The following is an 18,119-nucleotide window of genomic DNA, read 5'->3' on the forward strand; positions in this document are numbered from 1 at the left end:
TGCGCGGCCACCGCCCCAGGGGCGGCCATGTTAGCGGCTGATCGGCAGGCCCGGATACCGCCGGGTGCGTGACGGCACCTGATGCTGAACATGTCCCGCGCGGCGCCACCTCACCAGGGAAGCTGCCGCCGGCCCCGCAACACCTATTAGAAAGAAGCGCTCCCGCGGCCTGCCGTGGTGTCGTAGCGCTGGAAACCCGACCCGCCCCGCTGCGCCTGCGCAAGGGGTGGTGCAACGTTCCAGAGGCGAAACGCCATGGCGTTCCGCGCGGTAGCAGCGCGCGAGGAACGCACAAATGAAACGCATGTTGATCAACGCCACGCAGGCCGAAGAGCTGCGCGTGGCCATCGTCGACGGTCAGACCCTGTACGACATCGATATCGAACAGCCGTCGAAGGAACAGAAGAAGTCCAACATCTACAAGGGCCGCATCACCCGGCTCGAGCCCTCCCTGGAAGCCGCCTTCGTCGACTATGGCGCCGACCGCCATGGCTTCCTGCCGCTGAAGGAAATCTCCCGCGACTACTTCCAGGCCGGCGTCGACCACAACAAGGCCGGCATCCGCGAACTGCTGAAGGAAGGCCAGGAGGTCGTCGTCCAGGTGGACAAGGACGAACGCGGCAACAAGGGCGCCGCCCTGACCACGTTCATCTCGCTGGCCGGCCGCTACATGGTGCTGATGCCCAACTCGCCCACCGCCGGCGGCGTGTCGCGCCGGATCGAGGGCGACGACCGGGCCGAGCTGAAGAAGGCGATGGACGCCCTGCAGATCCCGGACGACATGGGCGTGATCATCCGTACCGCCGGTGTCGGCCGCGACGCCGAAGAACTGCAGTGGGACCTGGACTACCTGCTGAGCGTATGGAAGGCCATCGCCGAAGCGGCGCTGACCAAGCCGGCTCCGTTCCTGATCTACCAGGAAAGCCGCCTGATCGTGCGCGCCCTGCGCGACTACCTGCGCAGCGACGTGGGCGAGATCCTGGTCGACACCGACGAACTGTACGAGACCGCCCGCGAGTTCATGCAGCAGGTCATGCCGCACAACCTGCGCAAGCTGAAGGCGTACAAGGACGACATCCCGCTGTTCAACCGCTTCCAGATCGAGTCGCAGATCGAAGGCGCGTACGAGCGCAACGTCCGGCTGCCCTCCGGCGGTTCCATCGTGGTCGACCAGACCGAGGCGCTGACCGCCATCGACGTCAACTCGGCGCGCGCCACCAAGGGTGGCGACATCGAGGAAACCGCGTTCCACACCAACCTGGAAGCGGCCGAGGAAGTGGCCCGCCAGCTGCGCCTGCGCGACCTGGGTGGCCTGGTGGTCATCGACTTCATCGACATGTCCTCGAACAAGCACCAGCGCGAAGTCGAGAACAAGCTGCAGAACGCGCTGAAGTACGACCGCGCCCGCGTGCAGATCGGCCGCATCTCGCGTTTCGGCCTGCTCGAGATGAGCCGCCAGCGCCTGCGCCCGTCGCTGGGCGAGTCCAGCCAGATCGTCTGCCCGCGCTGCGAAGGCCATGGCCGCATGCGCAGCGTGGAGTCGCTGTCGCTGTCGATCATCCGCGTGGCCGAAGAGCACGCCATGAAGGACAACACCGGCCAGGTGCTGATCCAGGCACCGCTGGAGATCGCCAACTTCCTGCTCAACGAGAAGCGAGGCGCCCTGCGCGAGATCGAGCAGCGCCACGACGCCCCCATCATCATCGTCGCCGACGAAGCCCTGCATACCCCGCATTACGAAGTCACCCGCATCCGCCAGAACGAACTGGGCGAAGAGACCAGCAAGCCCAGCTACCAGCGCGGCACGCCGCGCAAGCTGCCGGTGCACGCGCTGACCAAGGCGCAGCTGAACATCCCGGCCGCCCCGGCGGTGACGCACGTCAAGCACACCCAGCCTGCCCCGGTGCGCGAGGAACGCGAAGTGCCGGCACCCGCGCCCGCACCGGCCCCCGTGGCCGCGCCTGTCGCCGTCGCGGCACCCGCCTCCGGCGGCGTGATCGGCTTCTTCAAGCGTCTGTTCGGCGGTGGCGAAGCCGCGACGCCAGCCCCGCAGGCACGTCCGCAGCAGGACAACCGCCAGCGCAACGATCGCAGCGAGCGCAACGGCCGCCGCGACAACCGCGGCCAGCAGAACCCGGGCCGTGGCGGCAAGCAGGAAGGCAACCGTCGCGACGAGCGCAACAAGGGCCAGAACGCCCAGGCCGGTAATGCGCAGCAGCAGAAGCCGCGCAACGAGCAGCCGCAGGGCCAGAAGCAGCCGAAGCCGCAGAACGCCCAGGGCAATGCGCAGCAGCCCAAGGCACCCCGCCAGACGCAGGGTCAGCAGGGCGGCAAGCAGCAGGTCCAGGAGGGCCGCCAGCAGGGTCCGCGTTCGATGCAGCAGGACGCCGCCGCCAAGCCGGCCGTGCCGACCGCCGCCGATGCGGTGACGACGGCCGCCGCCGCGGTCGGCGCCACGCAGGACGTCGCGCGCACCGTTCCCGCCGCTGCGCCCACGCCGGTCCCGGCCGCCGATGTGCCGGTCATCGACACGGAGGCGACGCAGCCCGTCGCAGTCACAGTCGAAGGCGATGGCGCATCGTCCGCAGATGCCGGTGAGACCGGTGAAGGTGGCCGTCGCCGCCGTGGTCGTCGTGGTGGCCGCCGCCGCCGCCGTGGCAACGGTGAAGCCGGTGCCACGGGCGAGGAAGGCCTGAACGCCGACGACCTGGGCAGCGATGACGACACGCCTGTCGCCGACCGTTCGCAGCCGGAGTTCGACTTCGAAGACGACGAGCCGGCGGTCGGCGCACCGCGTGCGCAGAAGGCACAAGCCTCCGCTCACGCCGTCACGGCGGCCGCACCGGTCGTGGCGGCCGTGGTCGCTGCGCAGGCACCGGAGATGGCGCCCGCCGCGGACGCGACACCGGTGCAGGCGCCCTCGCCTGTCGCCGTCGAAGCCACCCGCGCCGTCGAGGTCATCGAAGACGTGAAGGCCGAAGCCGCCCGTGCCCGCCCCGAGGTGGTCGCCACCGTGCAGCAGGAAACGCCTGCCGCAGTGGCCATCGTCCAGACGGTCAAGACCGAGATCGCCGCCGAACCGGCACCCGCGATCGAACAGACCCCCGCACCGGTTGCCACCGTCGCGGAAGACGTGGCCCCGGTGGCCGCCGTCGTGCGCACCGAGCCGGTGCAGATCGACCTGGTCGACGCGGTCAACGAAGCGACCGCCGATACCGAGGCCGCGATCGAAGCCGTCACGCCGGCGCCCGCCCCGGCCGCACCGAAGCCGGTCAGCACGCCCGCCACCGGCTCGCTGTTCTTCGTCGCCGATGCGGACACGCCGCCGTCCATCACGCGTAGCCTGTTCGAACCCGCCGTCACGCCGGTCAAGCCCGCCGACGACATCGCCCAGGGCGACAAGCAGGACGACGACACCACCGAAGAACGCAGCGCCTGACGCGCTGCGCTTCTTCCGAGGGTGGAAAGCACACTGGCCGCGCAAGCGGCCAGTGTCGTTTTAGGGGGCAGTTGCCGACTCAGGAGTTTCATCATGCAGTGGTCGCGGCGAACACCGGACACCGCGTGCGCTTGCGGTGACCGTCGCGGCTCACACGGGAAATGGATTCCAGCATTCGCTGGAATGGCGGGATGGAAAGCCCATCGACGCCCGCCGTCGTCCGAGCGAACGCTGGGACCCCTCTTGCCCTGCCGGTGAACGTCACCGCTCACACGGGACATGGACTCCGGCATTCGCTGGAGTGACGACAAGGGGACGGCATCATCTCACTCGCGATCCCACCGACCGTGTGGGCTACGAAGCGATCGATTCAAAGCGAACGCGTGGGATCCGTCAGCCCCCACTGCGCGGCCAGCCGCGCCAGGGCGATGTTGTCGTGCACGCCGGTCTTCTCGAACAGGCGCGTCTTGTGGGTGTTCACCGTCTTGGCGCTCAGGTTGAGCCGCCGCGCGATCTCTTCCTGGCGCAGGCCCTGGGTCAGCAGCATGGCCACTTCCAGTTCGCGGGGCGACAGCGCGTCGAACGGCGAGGCATCGCCGCCCACCGTATGCAAGGCCAGGTTCTGTGCCACGTTGCTGCCGAGGTAGCGCTTGCCCCTCGACACTTCGCGCACCGCGCGGATCAGTTCGGCCGCATCGCCGGCCTTGCCCAGGTAGCCGGATGCGCCGGCCTCGAGCAGGCGCTTGGGCAACGGCCCGTCCTCCAGCACCGACACGATGATCACCCGCACGCCCAGATCGGCACGCACGATGCGCTCGGTGACCTCCAGGCCGCTGTAACCGGGCAGGTGCAGGTCGCACAGCACCACGTCCGGCTTCAGCTGGCGCACCAGCGGCAAGGCCGCTTCGCCGGTCTCCGCCTCGCCCACCACCTCGATGTCGGGGTCGGTGCCCAGGATCAGGCGCATGCCGGTGCGCACCAGGGCGTGGTCGTCGATCAGGAAAACACGAATGGTCATGGACACGGATGCCTTCGGGAAACGGGTCGAGCGTAGGCGGGCCATCCGTCGCCGCGCAATTAACATTGTAGCGACGCACCCCCACTACATGCGTGTAGGCGGGTCGAGGATATGCGGCGCCTGCGGCATACTCGGGTTTTCCGAGGGGATGCCACCATGACCGATATCCGGCGCCGCCTGCGCGCGGCGTTGTTCCTGTCGATGTTCGCCAGCCTGCCGGCCTGGGCCGACGATGTGTCCGCCCGCTGGCTGACTCAGGTCACCGCCGTGAGCGCCAGCAGCGACACCGCTGCGCGTGGCGCCGCCATCGGCCAGCGCCTGGATGCACTGGGCATCGCGTGGAAACGCGAGGACTTCCAGCAGGACAGCGAATCCGGAACCAATCTGGTCGCCGACCTGGGCGGGCCGGCAGATGCGCCCCTGCTGTTGATCGGTGCGCACTACGACCGGGTCGACGTGGGCCATGGCGCCACCGACAACGCATCAGGCGTCTCGGCCGTGCTGGAACTGGCGCAGGCGCTGAAAGCCAGGCCGCTGGCGAACCACCGGGTGCAGGTCGCATTCTGGGACCTGGAAGAAAAGGGCCTGCTGGGCGCGCGTGCGTGGGTCGCCACGCCGGGACGCGAGCAGCCCGCGCTGTACGTCAACTTCGACGTGTTCGGCTGGGGCGACACGCTGTGGATGATGCGACCTGCTGCCGAAGGCGACAGCTTGCTGGTCGCCGCGCTGCGGGCGGCCAGCCAGCACGAGAAGCTGGGTTTCTCACCCGGCGACCAGTACCCGCCCACCGACCATCTGGCGTTCCTCAAGGCGGGCTGGCCGGCGGTGTCGTTCTCGCTGGTCGGCGGTGACGAGATCGATCCGATCCTCGCCGTCTTCGGCGGCGGCAAGCCGACGCAGGTGCCCAAGGTGATGCAGGTGATCCACAGCGAACGCGACACTACGGCCGAAGTCGACGGCGCCCGCGTGGACGATGCGCTGCGCGTGGTCGAACAGGGCCTGCGCGCCTGGGACGCATCCACCACGCCCTGACGCCGCCCTGCGGACATGCCAACGGGCCCTTGCGGGCCCGTTCGCGTTGGGGGGGCGAGAACACGCCTGGCTCTCCGGGCGGCGACGGTGTCGGACTCGCGGTCCACCGCCAGGCGCAGCAAGGAACAGGGGGTGTCCGGTACGCTGCGTTCGGTTCTCTCGTGGTGCCCTGGGTGTCAGCCTTGCGGCTCGGAAGCAGGGTTTGCGCAGGCGACGGAGGGGGTGGATCCGCCGGCCCGACCACTGGCGTACGTTGTACGCCGGCCGTTGCGAAGACCATGTGTAGGCCGTTCAGTCGCACCGCACATTTCTCACGCGGGTTGCACATGGCTTAACCTCAAGAAAAGGGGTACGGGCGCGCATGCGTCCGCATCACGGGACGATGCGTAGGTTGTGTCACAGGCAGCAACCCGTCTCAGCCCCCATGATGACCTTCGATCTGTTCCACGCCCCCGCCCAGGATGGCCTGTACGCGCTGTCCATCAACGAATCGCCGCCCCTGCATTTCGCCAGCCGGGGCGCAGCGCTCAGTTACGCCGTGAAGCTGGCCACCCAACGCCAGCAACAAGGCCTCGACTACGCCATCAACATCGAAGGCGGCGATGGGCGCTGGCGGCTGTTCGAAGGATGGCGGCTCTGCGCGTGAGACGCGGGCCGTCACCGCCCTGAAGTCTTCCGCGCATCGCGTCGCGGACGCCCCGGGCATGGCAGGCTGTGCGCTCACTCAAGGAGACGCCCCGCATGCCGCCCTCATCCGAAGCCGCCGCCCGCTTCCGCGACCTGCACCGCCAGGGCCTGTTGCGCCTGGCCAATGCCTGGGACGCCGGCACTGCCCGACTGATCGAACAGCGCGGCGCGGCCGCCGTCGCCACCACCAGCGCCGGTCTGGCGTGGGCACAGGGCTACGCCGATGGTGACCGGCTCGATCAGGACGTCCTGCTGCAGGCCGTCGAGCGCATCGTCCGCGTCATCCGCGTCCCGCTGACCGTGGATGTGGAAGGCGGCTACTCCGACGACCCCGACAGCGTCGCTGCGTTGGTGCCGCGCGTCGTGCACGTCGGCGCGGCCGGGATCAACCTGGAGGACGGCGCCGGCGCACCCGACCTGCTCGCCGCCAAGATCCGTGCGATCCGCAAGGCCTGCGTCGCACAGGGAATGGATGTGTTCATCAACGCGCGCACGGACGTGTATCTGCGCGGACTCGCGCCCGACGAACAGCGGGTAGACGAGACGCTTGCCCGCGCGACGGTGTACCGGCAGGCCGGCGCGGACGGGCTGTTCGTGCCCGGCCTGGTCGACGTGGACGCCATCCGGGCCATCGCCGCCGCCTGCGGGTTGCCGCTCAACGTGATGCTGCGTCCGGCGCTTCAGAATCTGGCGGCCCTGCAGGCCCTCGGCGTGCGCCGCGTCAGCACGGGGTCAGCGCTGGCCGAATCGATGTACGGTCGCCTGTCCGCGCAGGTGGACGAGTTCCTGCACGCGGACACCACCTCGTTGCCCGACCCGCAGGCGATGGGCTACGGTGCTCTCAACGCCCTGTTCGGCTGACGCCGCGGCACATAGAGGGTAGGAAATTTCCTACATCCGGCCGGGGCGCCCCCCGACTGCGGGCGCGGACACGCTGCGCGACCATGCGCCCTGTCCCCGGCAGCACGCCCTGCGCAGGCCACGAACGGCCGCTCTGCAACGGAAACGGGCGCTGCCTTGAGCAAGCAGCACTGCCGGAGCCGGGGACTCCCCCTTTCAGACCCGACCGCCTCTGGTCGGGTTTTCTTTTGCCCGTCGTGGCGCGCCTCAGCGCCCGCCCGGACCCAGCCAAAGTTCCGGCGCCTGCGCCAGGCCGAACAGCACCAGCGCGGTCGCCGCGATCAGCATCCAGGCCATGCAGCGCATCAGCAGGGTGCGCATGGGTGGGTCTCCTGTCCCGAATCCGCTTGGACTATCGCCGCCACGCCGGCATGCGTCAAACGTAAATGCATTAAGCCGCGATCGCCGCCAGCGTTTCCGCATTTACCTCATCGGGAGTCCCCTGCGCCGCCGCCAGGAATTCGCGTCCCCACCGCGACAGGTCGTGATGGCGCACGATGTCGTACAGCCGGCGCTGGCGGTCCTCGCGCTCCGGCGGCGTCATCGCCAGCGCCTGGTTGAGGCTGCGTACCAGGTCGGCCGGGTCGTGCGGATTGGTCAGCACCGCCCCCTTCAGTTCCGCGGCGGCACCGGCGAACTCCGAGAGCACCAGCACGCCATCGCCATCGTTGAGGCCCTGCACCGCCACGAACTCCTTCGCCACCAGGTTCAGGCCATCGCGCAGCGGCGTGATCCACATGACATCGGCCGCTGCGTAGTGCGCCACCACGCTGGCGAACGGCAGCACGCGCGAGAAGAAGCGCACCGGCGTCCAGTCCAGCCGCGACAGGCGGCCGTTGATGCGGCCCACCGCCTGTTCGATCTGCTGCTGCAGCGGACGGTAGACGGTCATTTCCTTGGCCGCCGGCACGCACACCATCACCAGCGTCACCCTGCCCTGCAGTTCGGGCGAGCCATCCAGCAGGCGTTCGAAGGCATGCAGCTTCTGCAGGATGCCCTTGGTGTAGTCCAGCCGCTCGATCGACAGCACCAGCTTGCGCTGTCCGATCTCGTCGCGGATGCGGGCGATGTCGGTGGCCACCTCATCGCTTTCCAGGCAGGCGCGGATACGGCCCACATCGGTGCCGATGGGATGTGCGCCGATGCGGACGGTGCGGCCATCGATGCGCAGTTCGGTGGCCATGTCCTCCACGCCCACGGCGCAGCCGAAGGTCATGAAGCGCGGCGCGCACGACGCGCGCTGGGTCACCTCCACCGGGAACGTACTGCGCACGGCGTCGGTGAAGTTCTCCGCATGCCGTGGGATGTGGAAGCCCACGTAGTCGCAGGCCAGCAGGCTGCCCAGGATCTCGCGGCGCCACGGCAGGATGGCGAAGATGTCCGCCGAGGGGAACTGGGTGTGGTGGAAGAAGGCGATCTTCACGTCCGGCCGCAGTTCGCGCAGCACCGAGGGCACCATCCACAGGTTGTAGTCGTGCAGCCACACGGTGGCGCCCGGCGCCGCCTCGGCCGCCGCGGCTTCGGCGAAGCGGCGGTTGACGCGCTTGAACAGCGCCCAGTCGTCCTCGCTGAAACGCGCGCGTTCCCAGAAGCTGTTGATGACCGGCCAGAACGCTTCCTTGGAGAAGCGTTTGTAGAACACGTCCACCTCGTGCTTGGTCAGCGGCACGTGCGCCGCCGTCAGGCCCGGGTAGCGTTCGGCATCCACCGGCGCGCGCGGCTCCACGGGCGGCGCCTTGGGATCGTCCACCGTCCACGCCACCCACGAGCCCGGCTGGCCCTTGCCGAAGAAGCTCAGCAGGCTGGGGATGATGCCGTTGGGCGAACTGTGCGGGCGGCGCACGCGCTGGCCGTCGACGATGTGCTCCTCGTACGGCAGGCGGTGGTAGACCATCACCAGTTCCGCCTTGCCCGGCGCGTGGATTGGCGGCGCGTAGGCGTCGGCTTCGATCAGGTCGAAGTGCGCCATCGCCTGCAGGATGCCGCCGCAGCCCGGTGCGTCCGCATGCAGCACGTTGTCCATGTCGGCGGTGGCGGCGACCAGCGCCGGCTCGGACTCGCCGACGCACACGCCGGGGAACCCCTCGCCGTACATCGACAGGTCGTTCAAGGTGTCGCCCGCCACCAGCACGCGCGACGGCTCCAGCGCCAGCGCGTCCACCAGTGCGGTCAGCGTGCTGCCCTTCTGGGTACCGCGCGGCAGGATGTCCAGGTAACGGTCGGCCGAATACAGCACCTCGCAGCCCAGCGACGCGGCCACGGCTTCCACGTCGGCCTGGATGGTCGACAGTTGTTCCGGATGGCAGTAGTACGAGCAGCGGCGTTCCTGGGGCACTTCCTGGCGCACCAGCATCGGGAAGCGGCGCATCGCCTCGGCCACCACGTGCTCGCCCGGCCAGCGCGCCTCGATCCGCGACTGCAGCGGCTGGATCGGCTGCATGTCGGCGGTGCGCAGTACGGTGGCGCCCACGTCGCAGATCACGTAATCCGGTGTGGGCAGGCCGGGGTCGGCCAGCAGCGGCAGGATCGCTTCGCGCCCGCGACCGGTGACCCAGGCGAGCTTGACGTCGGGATGGGCGTCCACCAGGTGGTACAGGCGTTTGCGGGCATCCGCATCGCCGGCCAGGAAGGTGCCGTCCAGGTCGGTGGCGAGAAGAAGAGGTTGTGCGGGTTGTTTCAACAGGCTCATGCAGGTGCACTCCAGGGTGGGGAGATGCCGCGCACAAGGCACGACGCGAAGGCGTTCACGGGGACGCCGGCGGGGATTCATCGCATCGGAAGGAGGCGCCGGAACGGCGCAGGAAACAGGGTGCCGCGTGCAAGGCACGCTACGCGCGGGAGCGCTGCAGATGTGCGTCCGTCCCCGAAGCATGGACGCGGACATCGACTGATGCGATGCAGCATTGTAGTCCGCATCGTCTTCGCTCAGGTCAACGTGATGTTAAGAACGTTAAATCGCCGCCGTGATCCGCGCGATGCGTCCATCGCGCGCCTGAGCAGCACACGGGCGCGGCACGACGCATGCGCCGCCGATATCGGCAGCGCCACGCGCTGTACGCCCGTGCAACGCGGGGCTGGGATCAGCGGGATTCGGTGATGCGAAGAATCTTGCCGCGGGTGTCGACGGTGAAGACGAGGGTCTTGCCATCGCGGAAGTAGGTCCAGTTTTCGCCTTCGCGTGCGCCGTATTCGTTTTCCAGTGGCGTGACGAGGTCGGGCTTGCCGGCGATTTCGACAAGCCTGCCGATGCTGTCGCCGCTGCTGATCACGCGATTGCCGAAGGCGTAGGTGTCGGCAAGGGCGGTGCCGGTGGCCAGCATCAAGGCCAGGAAGATGGCAGTCTTACGCATGGGATTTCCCTTTCCGTTGGGTGTGCCCCGAGTATAGACCCGGGCCATCGACGTTACAGCGACAGGATTCTCGTCAACGCCACGGCAGCCACGGCGGCGGCCAGCCATACCGCCACGCGCTTGATGAGCGCGCTGTTCGATCCGCCCTGCCCCGCTTCGCGCGGCGGGTTGAAGCCCACCACCAGCACGTGCATCGGCAGCGCGATGACCAGCAGGAACGCGAACACCCAGTTCAACGTTTCGTCCCCCAGCTTCGGCCAGATCAGCGGCATCACAACGCCGGCGAAGAGGCCGGCGATGGCGGCGGTGATGGGGGTGGGGGTCAGTTTCATGCGGATCTACGCCCTCGCGGAGGTCGCCGAAGTCTGGCGGAGTCGGACCAAAAGGACGGCGTATCGAAAAGTCGTAGGATGGGTTGAGCGAAGCGATACCCATCAACGCCACCCGTGAGGTCAAGGATGACCAACTACCGCCGCACCTTCGTCCCCGGCGCTACGTACTTCTTCACCGTCAATCTCGCCGACCGTCGTGCCATGCTACTCGTCGACCACATCGACCTGTTACGCGGTGCGATCCGATACGTGCGCCGCCGTCATCCGTTCTATATCGATGCAATGGTCGTGCTTCCGGATCACCTGCACGCCATCTTGACCCTGCCATCCGGCGATGCCGATTTTCCCCTGCGCTGGCGCCTGATGAAGACCTGGCTCTCACGCCACCTGCCGCACGGCGAACGTCGACGCGCGAGCCGTATCGATAAAGGCGAGCGCGGCATATGGCAACGACGGTACTAAGAGCATCTGATACGTGCTGAACCTATTTTTTGCGCGACATGTGCATTACATCTACTGGAATTCAGTCAGGCACGGGCACGCGACGCGCATTGTGGAGATTCTTGAACGATGGGGTGCTGGCAGCGGATTTAGCGTGCCCAGGCAGTGACGCGGATTTTTGAGGTCGTCGGTGATGGGCATCGCTGCGCTCGACCCACCCTACGCGCTTGAATCGCCATTGGGAGCCCCGCCCACAAGTCAGGCAGTAACGCTTCAGTCAAGTCGCTATTCTCAAGATGGCATGAGACGACTCTTCGGGCCTGACAGGCGGTTAAAGCCAGAAGCCCGGCGGTCGATACCATGACCAATGGCTAGTTGTATATACAATCGAGCTGTATATACAATTGCGGCCCACACAGCGTGGTAGGCAAGGATGAAGCCGTTCAAGATTTCTCCCCGGGTCAAAGACAAGCTAGAAGACCCATCTCACGGTGTGGCAATCAGCGAAGTGCTGGAGTGTTTCGCAAATATGGAAGGACCCGCCTTCCAGGATGATCGTGCTGATCATGTTACAGACCCACCGACGCAGTGGTTTGTTGCTGAAACAGACACGCGACGCAAGCTAAAGATCGTTTACGTCGAGTACCCCGATTACTTCGCCATCAAGTCTGCATACCCTGCTAATGCCACTTGGATTAGCTTGTACGAAGAAGCTTGCAGACAACACAACGCTTAATACAACGGAGCTACTTATGAACACGAACACCGATCTAGCTCAGGCCGAGCAGGCCTGCCCGTGGGAGAACGGAGAGCTGGGCAACTCGGTGGCGCATGCTGTCCCGGTTTCCCGGGAGCATGCAAAGGCTGTAGATGACTCTCTAGGTCTGCAGATGATTTCCATTCGGTTGCCGAAGCAACTGATTGAGGACCTGAAGCTGCTTGCGGATAAGGAAGGGCTGGGGTATCAGCCGCTAATTCGGCGCGTGCTGCTCCGGTATACGGCAGGTGAGTTCCGAAACATGGCGCATGGCTATGCTCTGCCGCCATGTGTAGAGGCACCCGTTGCCGAGCAGGAGTCTGAGCCAGAAGAGACTCACTCTCGAAAGTATGGATGAGATAGAAGCCCCGGCTTGGTCGGGGTTTTTTGCACGCATTGAAAGTGGCGGAGAGAGTGGGATTCGAACCCACGGTAGGCTTGCACCTACGGCAGTTTTCAAGACTGCTGCCTTAAACCGCTCGGCCATCTCTCCGTTTTCTGGAACTGCCCGCGACCCCGTCGCGGTGCACCGTCGCCCTACCCCGGCGGCGCGCCCGGCCCCTTGCAGGCCGCGGCGCATTTTCGCACGAACCCCGCCGCCGTGGCTTACGAGGCCTTCTTCACCTTGGCGGCCTTGGTGTTGTCGATGGCCATCGCGATGGCCTTGTCCTTCTCCTCCGAACACTTGCCACCACAATCCAGCCGTGACGACTCGATCTGCTGCGGCAGGTGTTCGGCCAGGAAATCGATGAACACCCGCACCGCCGGCAGCATGCCCCGGCGCGAAGCGAACACCGCGTGGCAGATGCCCTGCGGCAGGCTCCATTCCGGCAGCACCACCTCCAGCTCGCCCTTGCGCACCGCCTCCGCGCACACCGTCTCCGGCAGCAGCGTGATGCCGTAACCGTCCTTCGCCATCGACTGCAGCAGCGGAAAGTCGAAGCCGGCCAGGCGCGGATTCAGCTCGATCCGGCGCACCTCGCCATCGGGACCGTGCAGCTCCCAGCGCTGACGCGCCTCGTCCTCGCTGATGCTCAGGGTGACATGCTCGGCCAGGTCTTCCGGCATCTTCGGGCGGCCGGCGCGGTTGAGGTACTTGGGACTGGCGACCAGCAACTCCTGGATCTGGCCGAAGCTGCGCATCACCAGGCTGCCGTCGTCGTCCAGCTTGGCGCGCACGCGCAGGGCCACGTCGTAGCCCTCGTTGATGATGTCCACGCGGCGGTTGTTGACGTGCAGCTGCAGCCGCACCTTGGGGTACTTGTCCAGGAACGCCGGCAGGATCTTGGGCAACTGCATCTGCGCCACCGCCACCGGCACGCTGACGCGCACCACGCCGCGCGGCTCCGCACTCAGGCGATCAACCACCTCGCGCGCGGCCTGGGCCTCGGCCAGCATCGTCTGCGCATGGCGGTGCACGCTCATGCCCACGTCGGTCACCGCGAAGCGGCGCGTCGAACGCTGCAGCAGGCGCACGCCCAGGTCGGTTTCCAGCTGGCTGATGCGCCGGCTCAGGCGCGACTTGGGAATGCCCAGCGCCCGCTCGGCCGCGGCGAACCCGCCGTGGTCCACCACCATGGCGAAGTAATAGAGGTCATTGAGGTCGTGCTGCATGAATTAGGTCCACCTTTGGAACGATCAGTGACGTTTGAACACGTTTATCCCACAAATGCAACGACCTACAGTGTTCTCCAACGCGGTTGAGGCCGCATCCCGACCGGAGAACCACCATGAAACTATTGCATATCGACAGCAGCGCCCTGGCCGCCAACTCGGTCAGCCGACAACTGACCGCGGCCATCGTAGCCCGTTGGCAGGACACCGTGCCCGGCCTGGAGGTCACCTACCGCGACCTGGACGCCGACCCGCTGCCCCACCTGACCAATGCCGTATTGGGTGGGGGCGATGCCGCCGCCGCACAAGCCGGCGAGGCCGCGATGCAGCAGTTCCTGGCCGCCGACGTCATCGTGGTGGGCGTGCCGCGCTACAACTTCGGCGTGCCGTCCACGCTGAAGGCCTGGATCGACCGCATCGCCGTGGCCGGCCGCACCTTCAAGTACACCGAGAACGGCCCCATCGGCCTGGCTGGGCGCAAGAAGGTCATCGTGGCCGAGGCCAGCGGCGGCGAGTACGCCGGCACCGCGATCGACTTCGTGGCACCCTACCTGAAGCAGGTGTTCGGCTTCCTGGGCATCACCGATGTGGAATTCGTCCGCGCCGAGCGCGTGGCCTATTCACCGCAGCACAAGGCCGAGGCCATCGAGGCCGCCCTGGCCAGCATCCCGACCCCGCTGCGACAGGCGGCCTGAGCCCAGGGTGGAGGAACGGGACCGGTATGCTGCCGGCACCCGTCCCCGCACCCCGATGATGGCCCCGAAGAAGTCTCCGCCCGACTCCATCGAACCGGCACGGGCACTCGCCCTGCTGAAGAACGCCGCCAGCCCTGCCCATCGCGCCGGGCTGGCGCGTTATGGCATCCCCGACACCCACGCCCTCGGCGTCCCCATGCGCGAAATCCAGGCGCTGGGCAAACGCATCGGTCGCCAGCCTGCCCTGGCGCAGCCGCTATGGGACAGCGGCATTTACGAAGCACGCCTGCTGGTCGCCTTCGTCGCCGACCCCGCGCAGCTCACCGTCACGCAGATGGACCGCTGGTGCCGGCAGTTCGACAACTGGGCGGTCTGCGACACGCTGTGCCTGCACCTGTTCGACCGCAGCCCGCATGCGTGGGGGCGGATCGAGGCGTGGTCACGCAGGCGCGGCGAGTTCGAGAAACGCGCGGCGTTCGCGTTGCTGGCGGGACTGGCGGTGCACGACCGCCACACGCCCGACGCCCCCTTCCTCACCGGACTGGCCCACGTGGACGCAGCCGCCGGCGACGCACGCAATTTCGTCAGCAAGGGGGTGAGCTGGGCGCTGCGGGCCATCGGCCACCGCAATGTGGCGCTGCATGCGGAGGCGACGGGATTGGCCACCCGACTGGCGGCGTCCGACGACCCGACGCGGCGCCGGATCGGCAAGGAGGCGCTGCGCGATCTGGGCCGCGCAACGGTGCGCGCCAACGTGGCGAAGGCCCCCAAGGGACGCACGAAGACGACTTGATGCTCCCCTCGCCCCGCTCGCGGCGAGAGGGTGCCGAAGGCGGGTGAGGGGCGAGCGGAGACTGAGCCTTTACGTGACGATCAACGCTCAACGTTCGCCTGTCACCAAGGCGCGGATAATGTTGCGCGAAGAGCGCCCCTCATCCGCCCGTCGGGCACCTTCTCCCCGCTCGCGGGGAGAAGGATTCAATACCTCAGGCGATCCGTTCGGCCCCGCCCATATACGGACGCAGCACCTCCGGCACGGTGATCGAGCCGTCGGCGTTCTGGTAGTTCTCCATCACCGCGATCAGCGCGCGACCCACGGCGGTGCCGGAGCCGTTGAGCGTGTGCACCGGCTCGGGCTTGCCGGTTGCCGGGTTGCGCCAGCGGGCCTGCATGCGACGGGCCTGGAAATCCTCGCAGTTCGAGCACGAGGAGATCTCGCGGTAGGTGTCCTGTGACGGCAGCCAGACTTCCAGGTCGAAGGTCCTGGCGGCGCCAAAGCCCATGTCGCCGGTGCACAGCAGCATGCGGCGGTACGGCAGGCCCAGCTTCTCCAGCACGGTCTCGGCGGCGCGGGTCATGCGCTCCTGCTCGTCGTAGCTCTCCGATGGGCGCGTGATCGACACCAGTTCCACCTTCTCGAACTGGTGCTGGCGGATCATGCCGCGCACGTCGCGGCCGCCGCTGCCGGCTTCCGAACGGAAGCACATCGAATGCGCGGTCATGCGCAGCGGCAGGCGGGCGTCGTCGAGGATCTCGTCGCGGACGATGTTCGTCAGCGGGACCTCCGAGGTCGGGATGAGGTAGCGCTTGTGCTCGCCCAGTTGGGTGGCGAACAGGTCTTCCTCGAATTTCGGCAGCTGGCCGGTGCCGCGCATGGAATCGGCGTTGACGATCACCGGCACGCTGGTCTCTTCGTAACCGTGTTCGTTCGTGTGCAGGTCCAGCATGAACTGCGCCAGCGCGCGGTGCAGGCGGGCCAGCTGGCCACGCAGCACGGTGAAGCGCGCGCCGGACAGCTTGGCGGCGGTGTCGGCGTCCAGCCAGCCGTGGCGGGCGCCCAGTTCCACATGGTCCTTGACCGGGAAATCGAACGTGCGAGGGGTGCCCCAGCGATGCTGTTCGACGTTGCCGGCCTCGTCGCTGCCGACCGGCACGCTGGCGTGCGGCAGGTTGGGGATGCCCAGGGCGATGCCTTCGATCTCGGCGCGGATCTCGTCCAGCTTCACTTCCGAGGCCTTCAGCTCGTCGCCGAAGCCGGCCACTTCCGCCATCAGCGCGGACACGTCCTCGCCCTTGGCCTTGGCCTGGCCGATGGCCTTGGAGCGGGTATTGCGCAGGTTCTGCAGCTCCTCGGTGCGCTTCTGGATCTGCTTGCGGGCGGCCTCCAGGTCGGCGATCCGGGACACGTCCAGGTCGAAACCGCGGGTCTCCTTGAGGCGCTGGGCGAGTTCGGCGGGCTGGGTGCGGAGCAGGACGGGATCAAGCATGGAAACAGCGGTCTGGCGAGGGAGGCCGGCATTATCGCCCATCTGCGACCGCCTGCCCGCGCGGTTAACCCCGGCTGTGCAAGAATCGGCGCGACTTCACCGGTGATCCCCATGTCGGCCCCGCAACCGCACGAATCCCACTTCACCTTCCGCCTGCCCCGCACCGCCCTGCGCAACGCCGCCATCGCCTTCGGCGTGGGCCTGGTGCTGTTCCTGATCGTGTGGTGGGCCGGGCGCGACGACGGTTTCTACACCGCGCAGCCCACCCTGCCGGGCAAGGCCGCGCCGGTCGAGGCGCTACCCGAGCCGCTGTCCACCGGCGACGGGGCCAGCGGAATGGAAGAGCCGGCGCCCCGTGCCGCCAGCGATGAACGCCCGCAGCTGGTGGAAGAAAAGCCGATGCCGACGCCGGTACCGGAAGCCGCGGCCCCCACCCCGCCTGAAGCCACGGCCCCGGTCGCTCCCGGCGTGACCCTGGCGCCCGGCGACGTGCCGGTGCCCATTTCGAGTCAGAGTCGGCCACCCGACTATCCGCCGGCGGCGATGCGCAACGGCGACCAGGGCACGGTGCTGGTGCGCGTGGAGGTGGGCGCAGACGGCGTGCCGACCTCGGTCGAGGTGGCCCAGCGCAGCGGCTCGCGCGACCTCGATCGCGCCGCGGTGGACGCCGTGCGCCAGTGGCGCTTCCAGCCGGCGCAGCGCGATGGCCAGGCCGTGGCCGGTGCGGTGACGGTGCCGATCGATTTCAAGATACGGTGATGCGGTGCCGGCATCGCGCACGATGCCGCCAGGGCGCACGTAGAACCCCGCCTGAAAACCAGGACGCGTCGTCATGTCCCACGCGTCTCGGTGCGACGCATAAGCGCCGGTCGCATGCACGCCGTCTGCACACGCGTGAATACGGATTCCACTACCTGAACTCAGACTGGCCCTTTCCACTGCGAAATCACGCATCGTCAACATCGCCACGCGAAAACTCGGCCCCGTTCCAACGCGAAACCCACAACGCGCAACGGAGGTTCACATGTCGATGCCCACGAACAACGAATACCGTACGGCAGACACCGTGCAAGACACCACGGTGGAACCGCGACGTTCCACTTCGCCCGTGCTGCTGATGCTGCTGGCCTTTGCGGTGACGGCCGCGGCGCTGGTCTGGTGGACGCAATCGCGGCGGGCCACGGAAGCCCCGGTGGCTGCCCTGCCCGCCCCGATGATGGATGATGCGAACCCGCCCGCGAGCGAGCGAGCTGCGGCCACCAATGAGCGCAAGCGCTCAGAGCGTGCGCCCGTCACCCGCCCTGCCCCCATCAGCCGCGACGCTCGGCCGATGGCCGGCAATGCCGAGCCGAAGTATCCGGCCGCGATGCTGCGTGCCGGCGTCGGTGGCACGGTGGTGGTGCTGGCCGAGGTCGACGCCCAGGGCAATCCGGTGGACGTGCGCGTGGTGGAACGCAGCGGCGAACGCGACCTGGACCGCGCCGCGGTGAACGCCGTGCGCCAGTGGCGCTTCGAGCCGGCCATGCGCAACGGCAAGGCCATCGCCACCAGCGTGAAGGTGCCGGTGGACTTCAAGCCCATCTAAGC

17 protein-coding genes and 1 tRNA gene are annotated in these 18,119 nt (G+C 67.6%); 11 read left to right on the forward strand and 7 right to left on the reverse strand.

Going from position 1 to position 18,119, the window contains the following annotated elements; translation table 11 throughout:
• Window positions 1–295: 295 nt before the first annotated feature.
• The gene (locus V8246_RS16545; RefSeq protein WP_336190212.1) at window positions 296–3,439 is read left to right on the forward strand and encodes an Rne/Rng family ribonuclease; all 3,144 of its coding nucleotides are present in this window, start codon (window positions 296–298) and stop codon (window positions 3,437–3,439) included.
• 370 nt (window positions 3,440–3,809) lie between these two features.
• On the opposite strand, the gene V8246_RS16550 is transcribed toward V8246_RS16545, so the two are convergent.
• A complete protein-coding gene (locus V8246_RS16550) occupies window positions 3,810–4,457 on the reverse strand; it encodes a response regulator (protein ID WP_336190213.1) in 648 nt (215 codons plus the stop codon).
• A 156-nt stretch (window positions 4,458–4,613) separates the two neighbouring features.
• On the opposite strand from V8246_RS16550, the gene V8246_RS16555 reads away from it, so the two are divergent.
• The 3 genes from V8246_RS16555 to V8246_RS16565 all read left to right on the forward strand — a co-directional run bounded on the left by V8246_RS16555 (window position 4,614) and on the right by V8246_RS16565 (window position 7,037).
• On the forward strand, window positions 4,614–5,489 hold the full coding sequence (locus V8246_RS16555; protein ID WP_336190214.1) for a M28 family peptidase: 876 nt from the start codon (window positions 4,614–4,616) through the stop codon (window positions 5,487–5,489).
• A 424-nt stretch (window positions 5,490–5,913) separates the two neighbouring features.
• Window positions 5,914–6,135, forward strand: coding sequence for a hypothetical protein (locus tag V8246_RS16560; RefSeq protein ID WP_162110951.1), 222 nt, complete (start codon window positions 5,914–5,916; stop codon window positions 6,133–6,135).
• A gap of 95 nt (window positions 6,136–6,230) precedes the next feature.
• Window positions 6,231–7,037, forward strand: a complete 807-nt coding sequence (locus V8246_RS16565; protein WP_336190215.1) for an isocitrate lyase/phosphoenolpyruvate mutase family protein — start codon at window positions 6,231–6,233, stop codon at window positions 7,035–7,037.
• 430 nt (window positions 7,038–7,467) lie between these two features.
• Here V8246_RS16565 and ggpS read toward each other — a convergent pair whose 3' ends face one another.
• The 3 genes from ggpS to V8246_RS16580 form a co-directional block, all read right to left on the reverse strand.
• Entirely contained in the window at window positions 7,468–9,765 is a 2,298-nt protein-coding gene (gene ggpS, locus V8246_RS16570; protein ID WP_336190216.1) for a glucosylglycerol-phosphate synthase, read from the reverse strand.
• 391 nt (window positions 9,766–10,156) lie between these two features.
• A complete protein-coding gene (locus tag V8246_RS16575) occupies window positions 10,157–10,426 on the reverse strand; it encodes a hypothetical protein (RefSeq protein ID WP_313224139.1) in 270 nt (89 codons plus the stop codon).
• Between the two features lie 53 nt (window positions 10,427–10,479).
• A complete protein-coding gene (locus tag V8246_RS16580) occupies window positions 10,480–10,758 on the reverse strand; it encodes a hypothetical protein (protein ID WP_336190217.1) in 279 nt (92 codons plus the stop codon).
• Between the two features lie 126 nt (window positions 10,759–10,884).
• On the opposite strand from V8246_RS16580, the gene V8246_RS16585 reads away from it, so the two are divergent.
• The 3 genes from V8246_RS16585 (at window position 10,885) to V8246_RS16595 (ending at window position 12,314) form a co-directional block, all read left to right on the forward strand.
• Window positions 10,885–11,220, forward strand: a complete 336-nt coding sequence (locus V8246_RS16585; protein ID WP_336190219.1) for a hypothetical protein — start codon at window positions 10,885–10,887, stop codon at window positions 11,218–11,220.
• A gap of 412 nt (window positions 11,221–11,632) precedes the next feature.
• Window positions 11,633–11,935, forward strand: coding sequence for a hypothetical protein (locus tag V8246_RS16590; RefSeq protein WP_336190220.1), 303 nt, complete (start codon window positions 11,633–11,635; stop codon window positions 11,933–11,935).
• Between the two features lie 16 nt (window positions 11,936–11,951).
• The gene (locus V8246_RS16595; protein WP_336190221.1) at window positions 11,952–12,314 is read left to right on the forward strand and encodes a hypothetical protein; all 363 of its coding nucleotides are present in this window, start codon (window positions 11,952–11,954) and stop codon (window positions 12,312–12,314) included.
• A gap of 45 nt (window positions 12,315–12,359) precedes the next feature.
• On the opposite strand, the gene V8246_RS16600 is transcribed toward V8246_RS16595, so the two are convergent.
• A tRNA-Ser gene (locus V8246_RS16600) sits at window positions 12,360–12,449 on the reverse strand.
• A 113-nt stretch (window positions 12,450–12,562) separates the two neighbouring features.
• Window positions 12,563–13,570: a LysR family transcriptional regulator gene (locus tag V8246_RS16605; RefSeq protein ID WP_162110958.1), complete on the reverse strand. Its 1,008-nt coding sequence runs from the start codon at window positions 13,568–13,570 to the stop codon at window positions 12,563–12,565.
• Between the two features lie 116 nt (window positions 13,571–13,686).
• Between V8246_RS16605 and V8246_RS16610 the strand changes: the two genes are divergently transcribed.
• On the forward strand, window positions 13,687–14,265 hold the full coding sequence (locus tag V8246_RS16610; protein WP_336190222.1) for an NAD(P)H-dependent oxidoreductase: 579 nt from the start codon (window positions 13,687–13,689) through the stop codon (window positions 14,263–14,265).
• A gap of 58 nt (window positions 14,266–14,323) precedes the next feature.
• Window positions 14,324–15,058 carry a DNA alkylation repair protein gene (locus V8246_RS16615; protein ID WP_336190223.1) on the forward strand — a complete coding sequence of 245 codons (735 nt, stop codon included), beginning with the start codon at window positions 14,324–14,326 and terminating at the stop codon, window positions 15,056–15,058.
• A 193-nt stretch (window positions 15,059–15,251) separates the two neighbouring features.
• On the opposite strand, the gene serS is transcribed toward V8246_RS16615, so the two are convergent.
• The gene (gene serS, locus V8246_RS16620; RefSeq protein WP_336190224.1) at window positions 15,252–16,532 is read right to left on the reverse strand and encodes a serine--tRNA ligase; all 1,281 of its coding nucleotides are present in this window, start codon (window positions 16,530–16,532) and stop codon (window positions 15,252–15,254) included.
• Between the two features lie 111 nt (window positions 16,533–16,643).
• On the opposite strand from serS, the gene V8246_RS16625 reads away from it, so the two are divergent.
• Window positions 16,644–17,291, forward strand: coding sequence for a TonB family protein (locus V8246_RS16625; RefSeq protein ID WP_336190225.1), 648 nt, complete (start codon window positions 16,644–16,646; stop codon window positions 17,289–17,291).
• Between the two features lie 265 nt (window positions 17,292–17,556).
• The gene (locus tag V8246_RS16630; RefSeq protein WP_336190226.1) at window positions 17,557–18,117 is read left to right on the forward strand and encodes a TonB family protein; all 561 of its coding nucleotides are present in this window, start codon (window positions 17,557–17,559) and stop codon (window positions 18,115–18,117) included.
• Window positions 18,118–18,119: the final 2 nt, after the last annotated feature.

Source organism: Pseudoxanthomonas sp. F11 (genome assembly GCF_037046485.1).
GTDB lineage: Bacteria > Pseudomonadota > Gammaproteobacteria > Xanthomonadales > Xanthomonadaceae > Pseudoxanthomonas_A.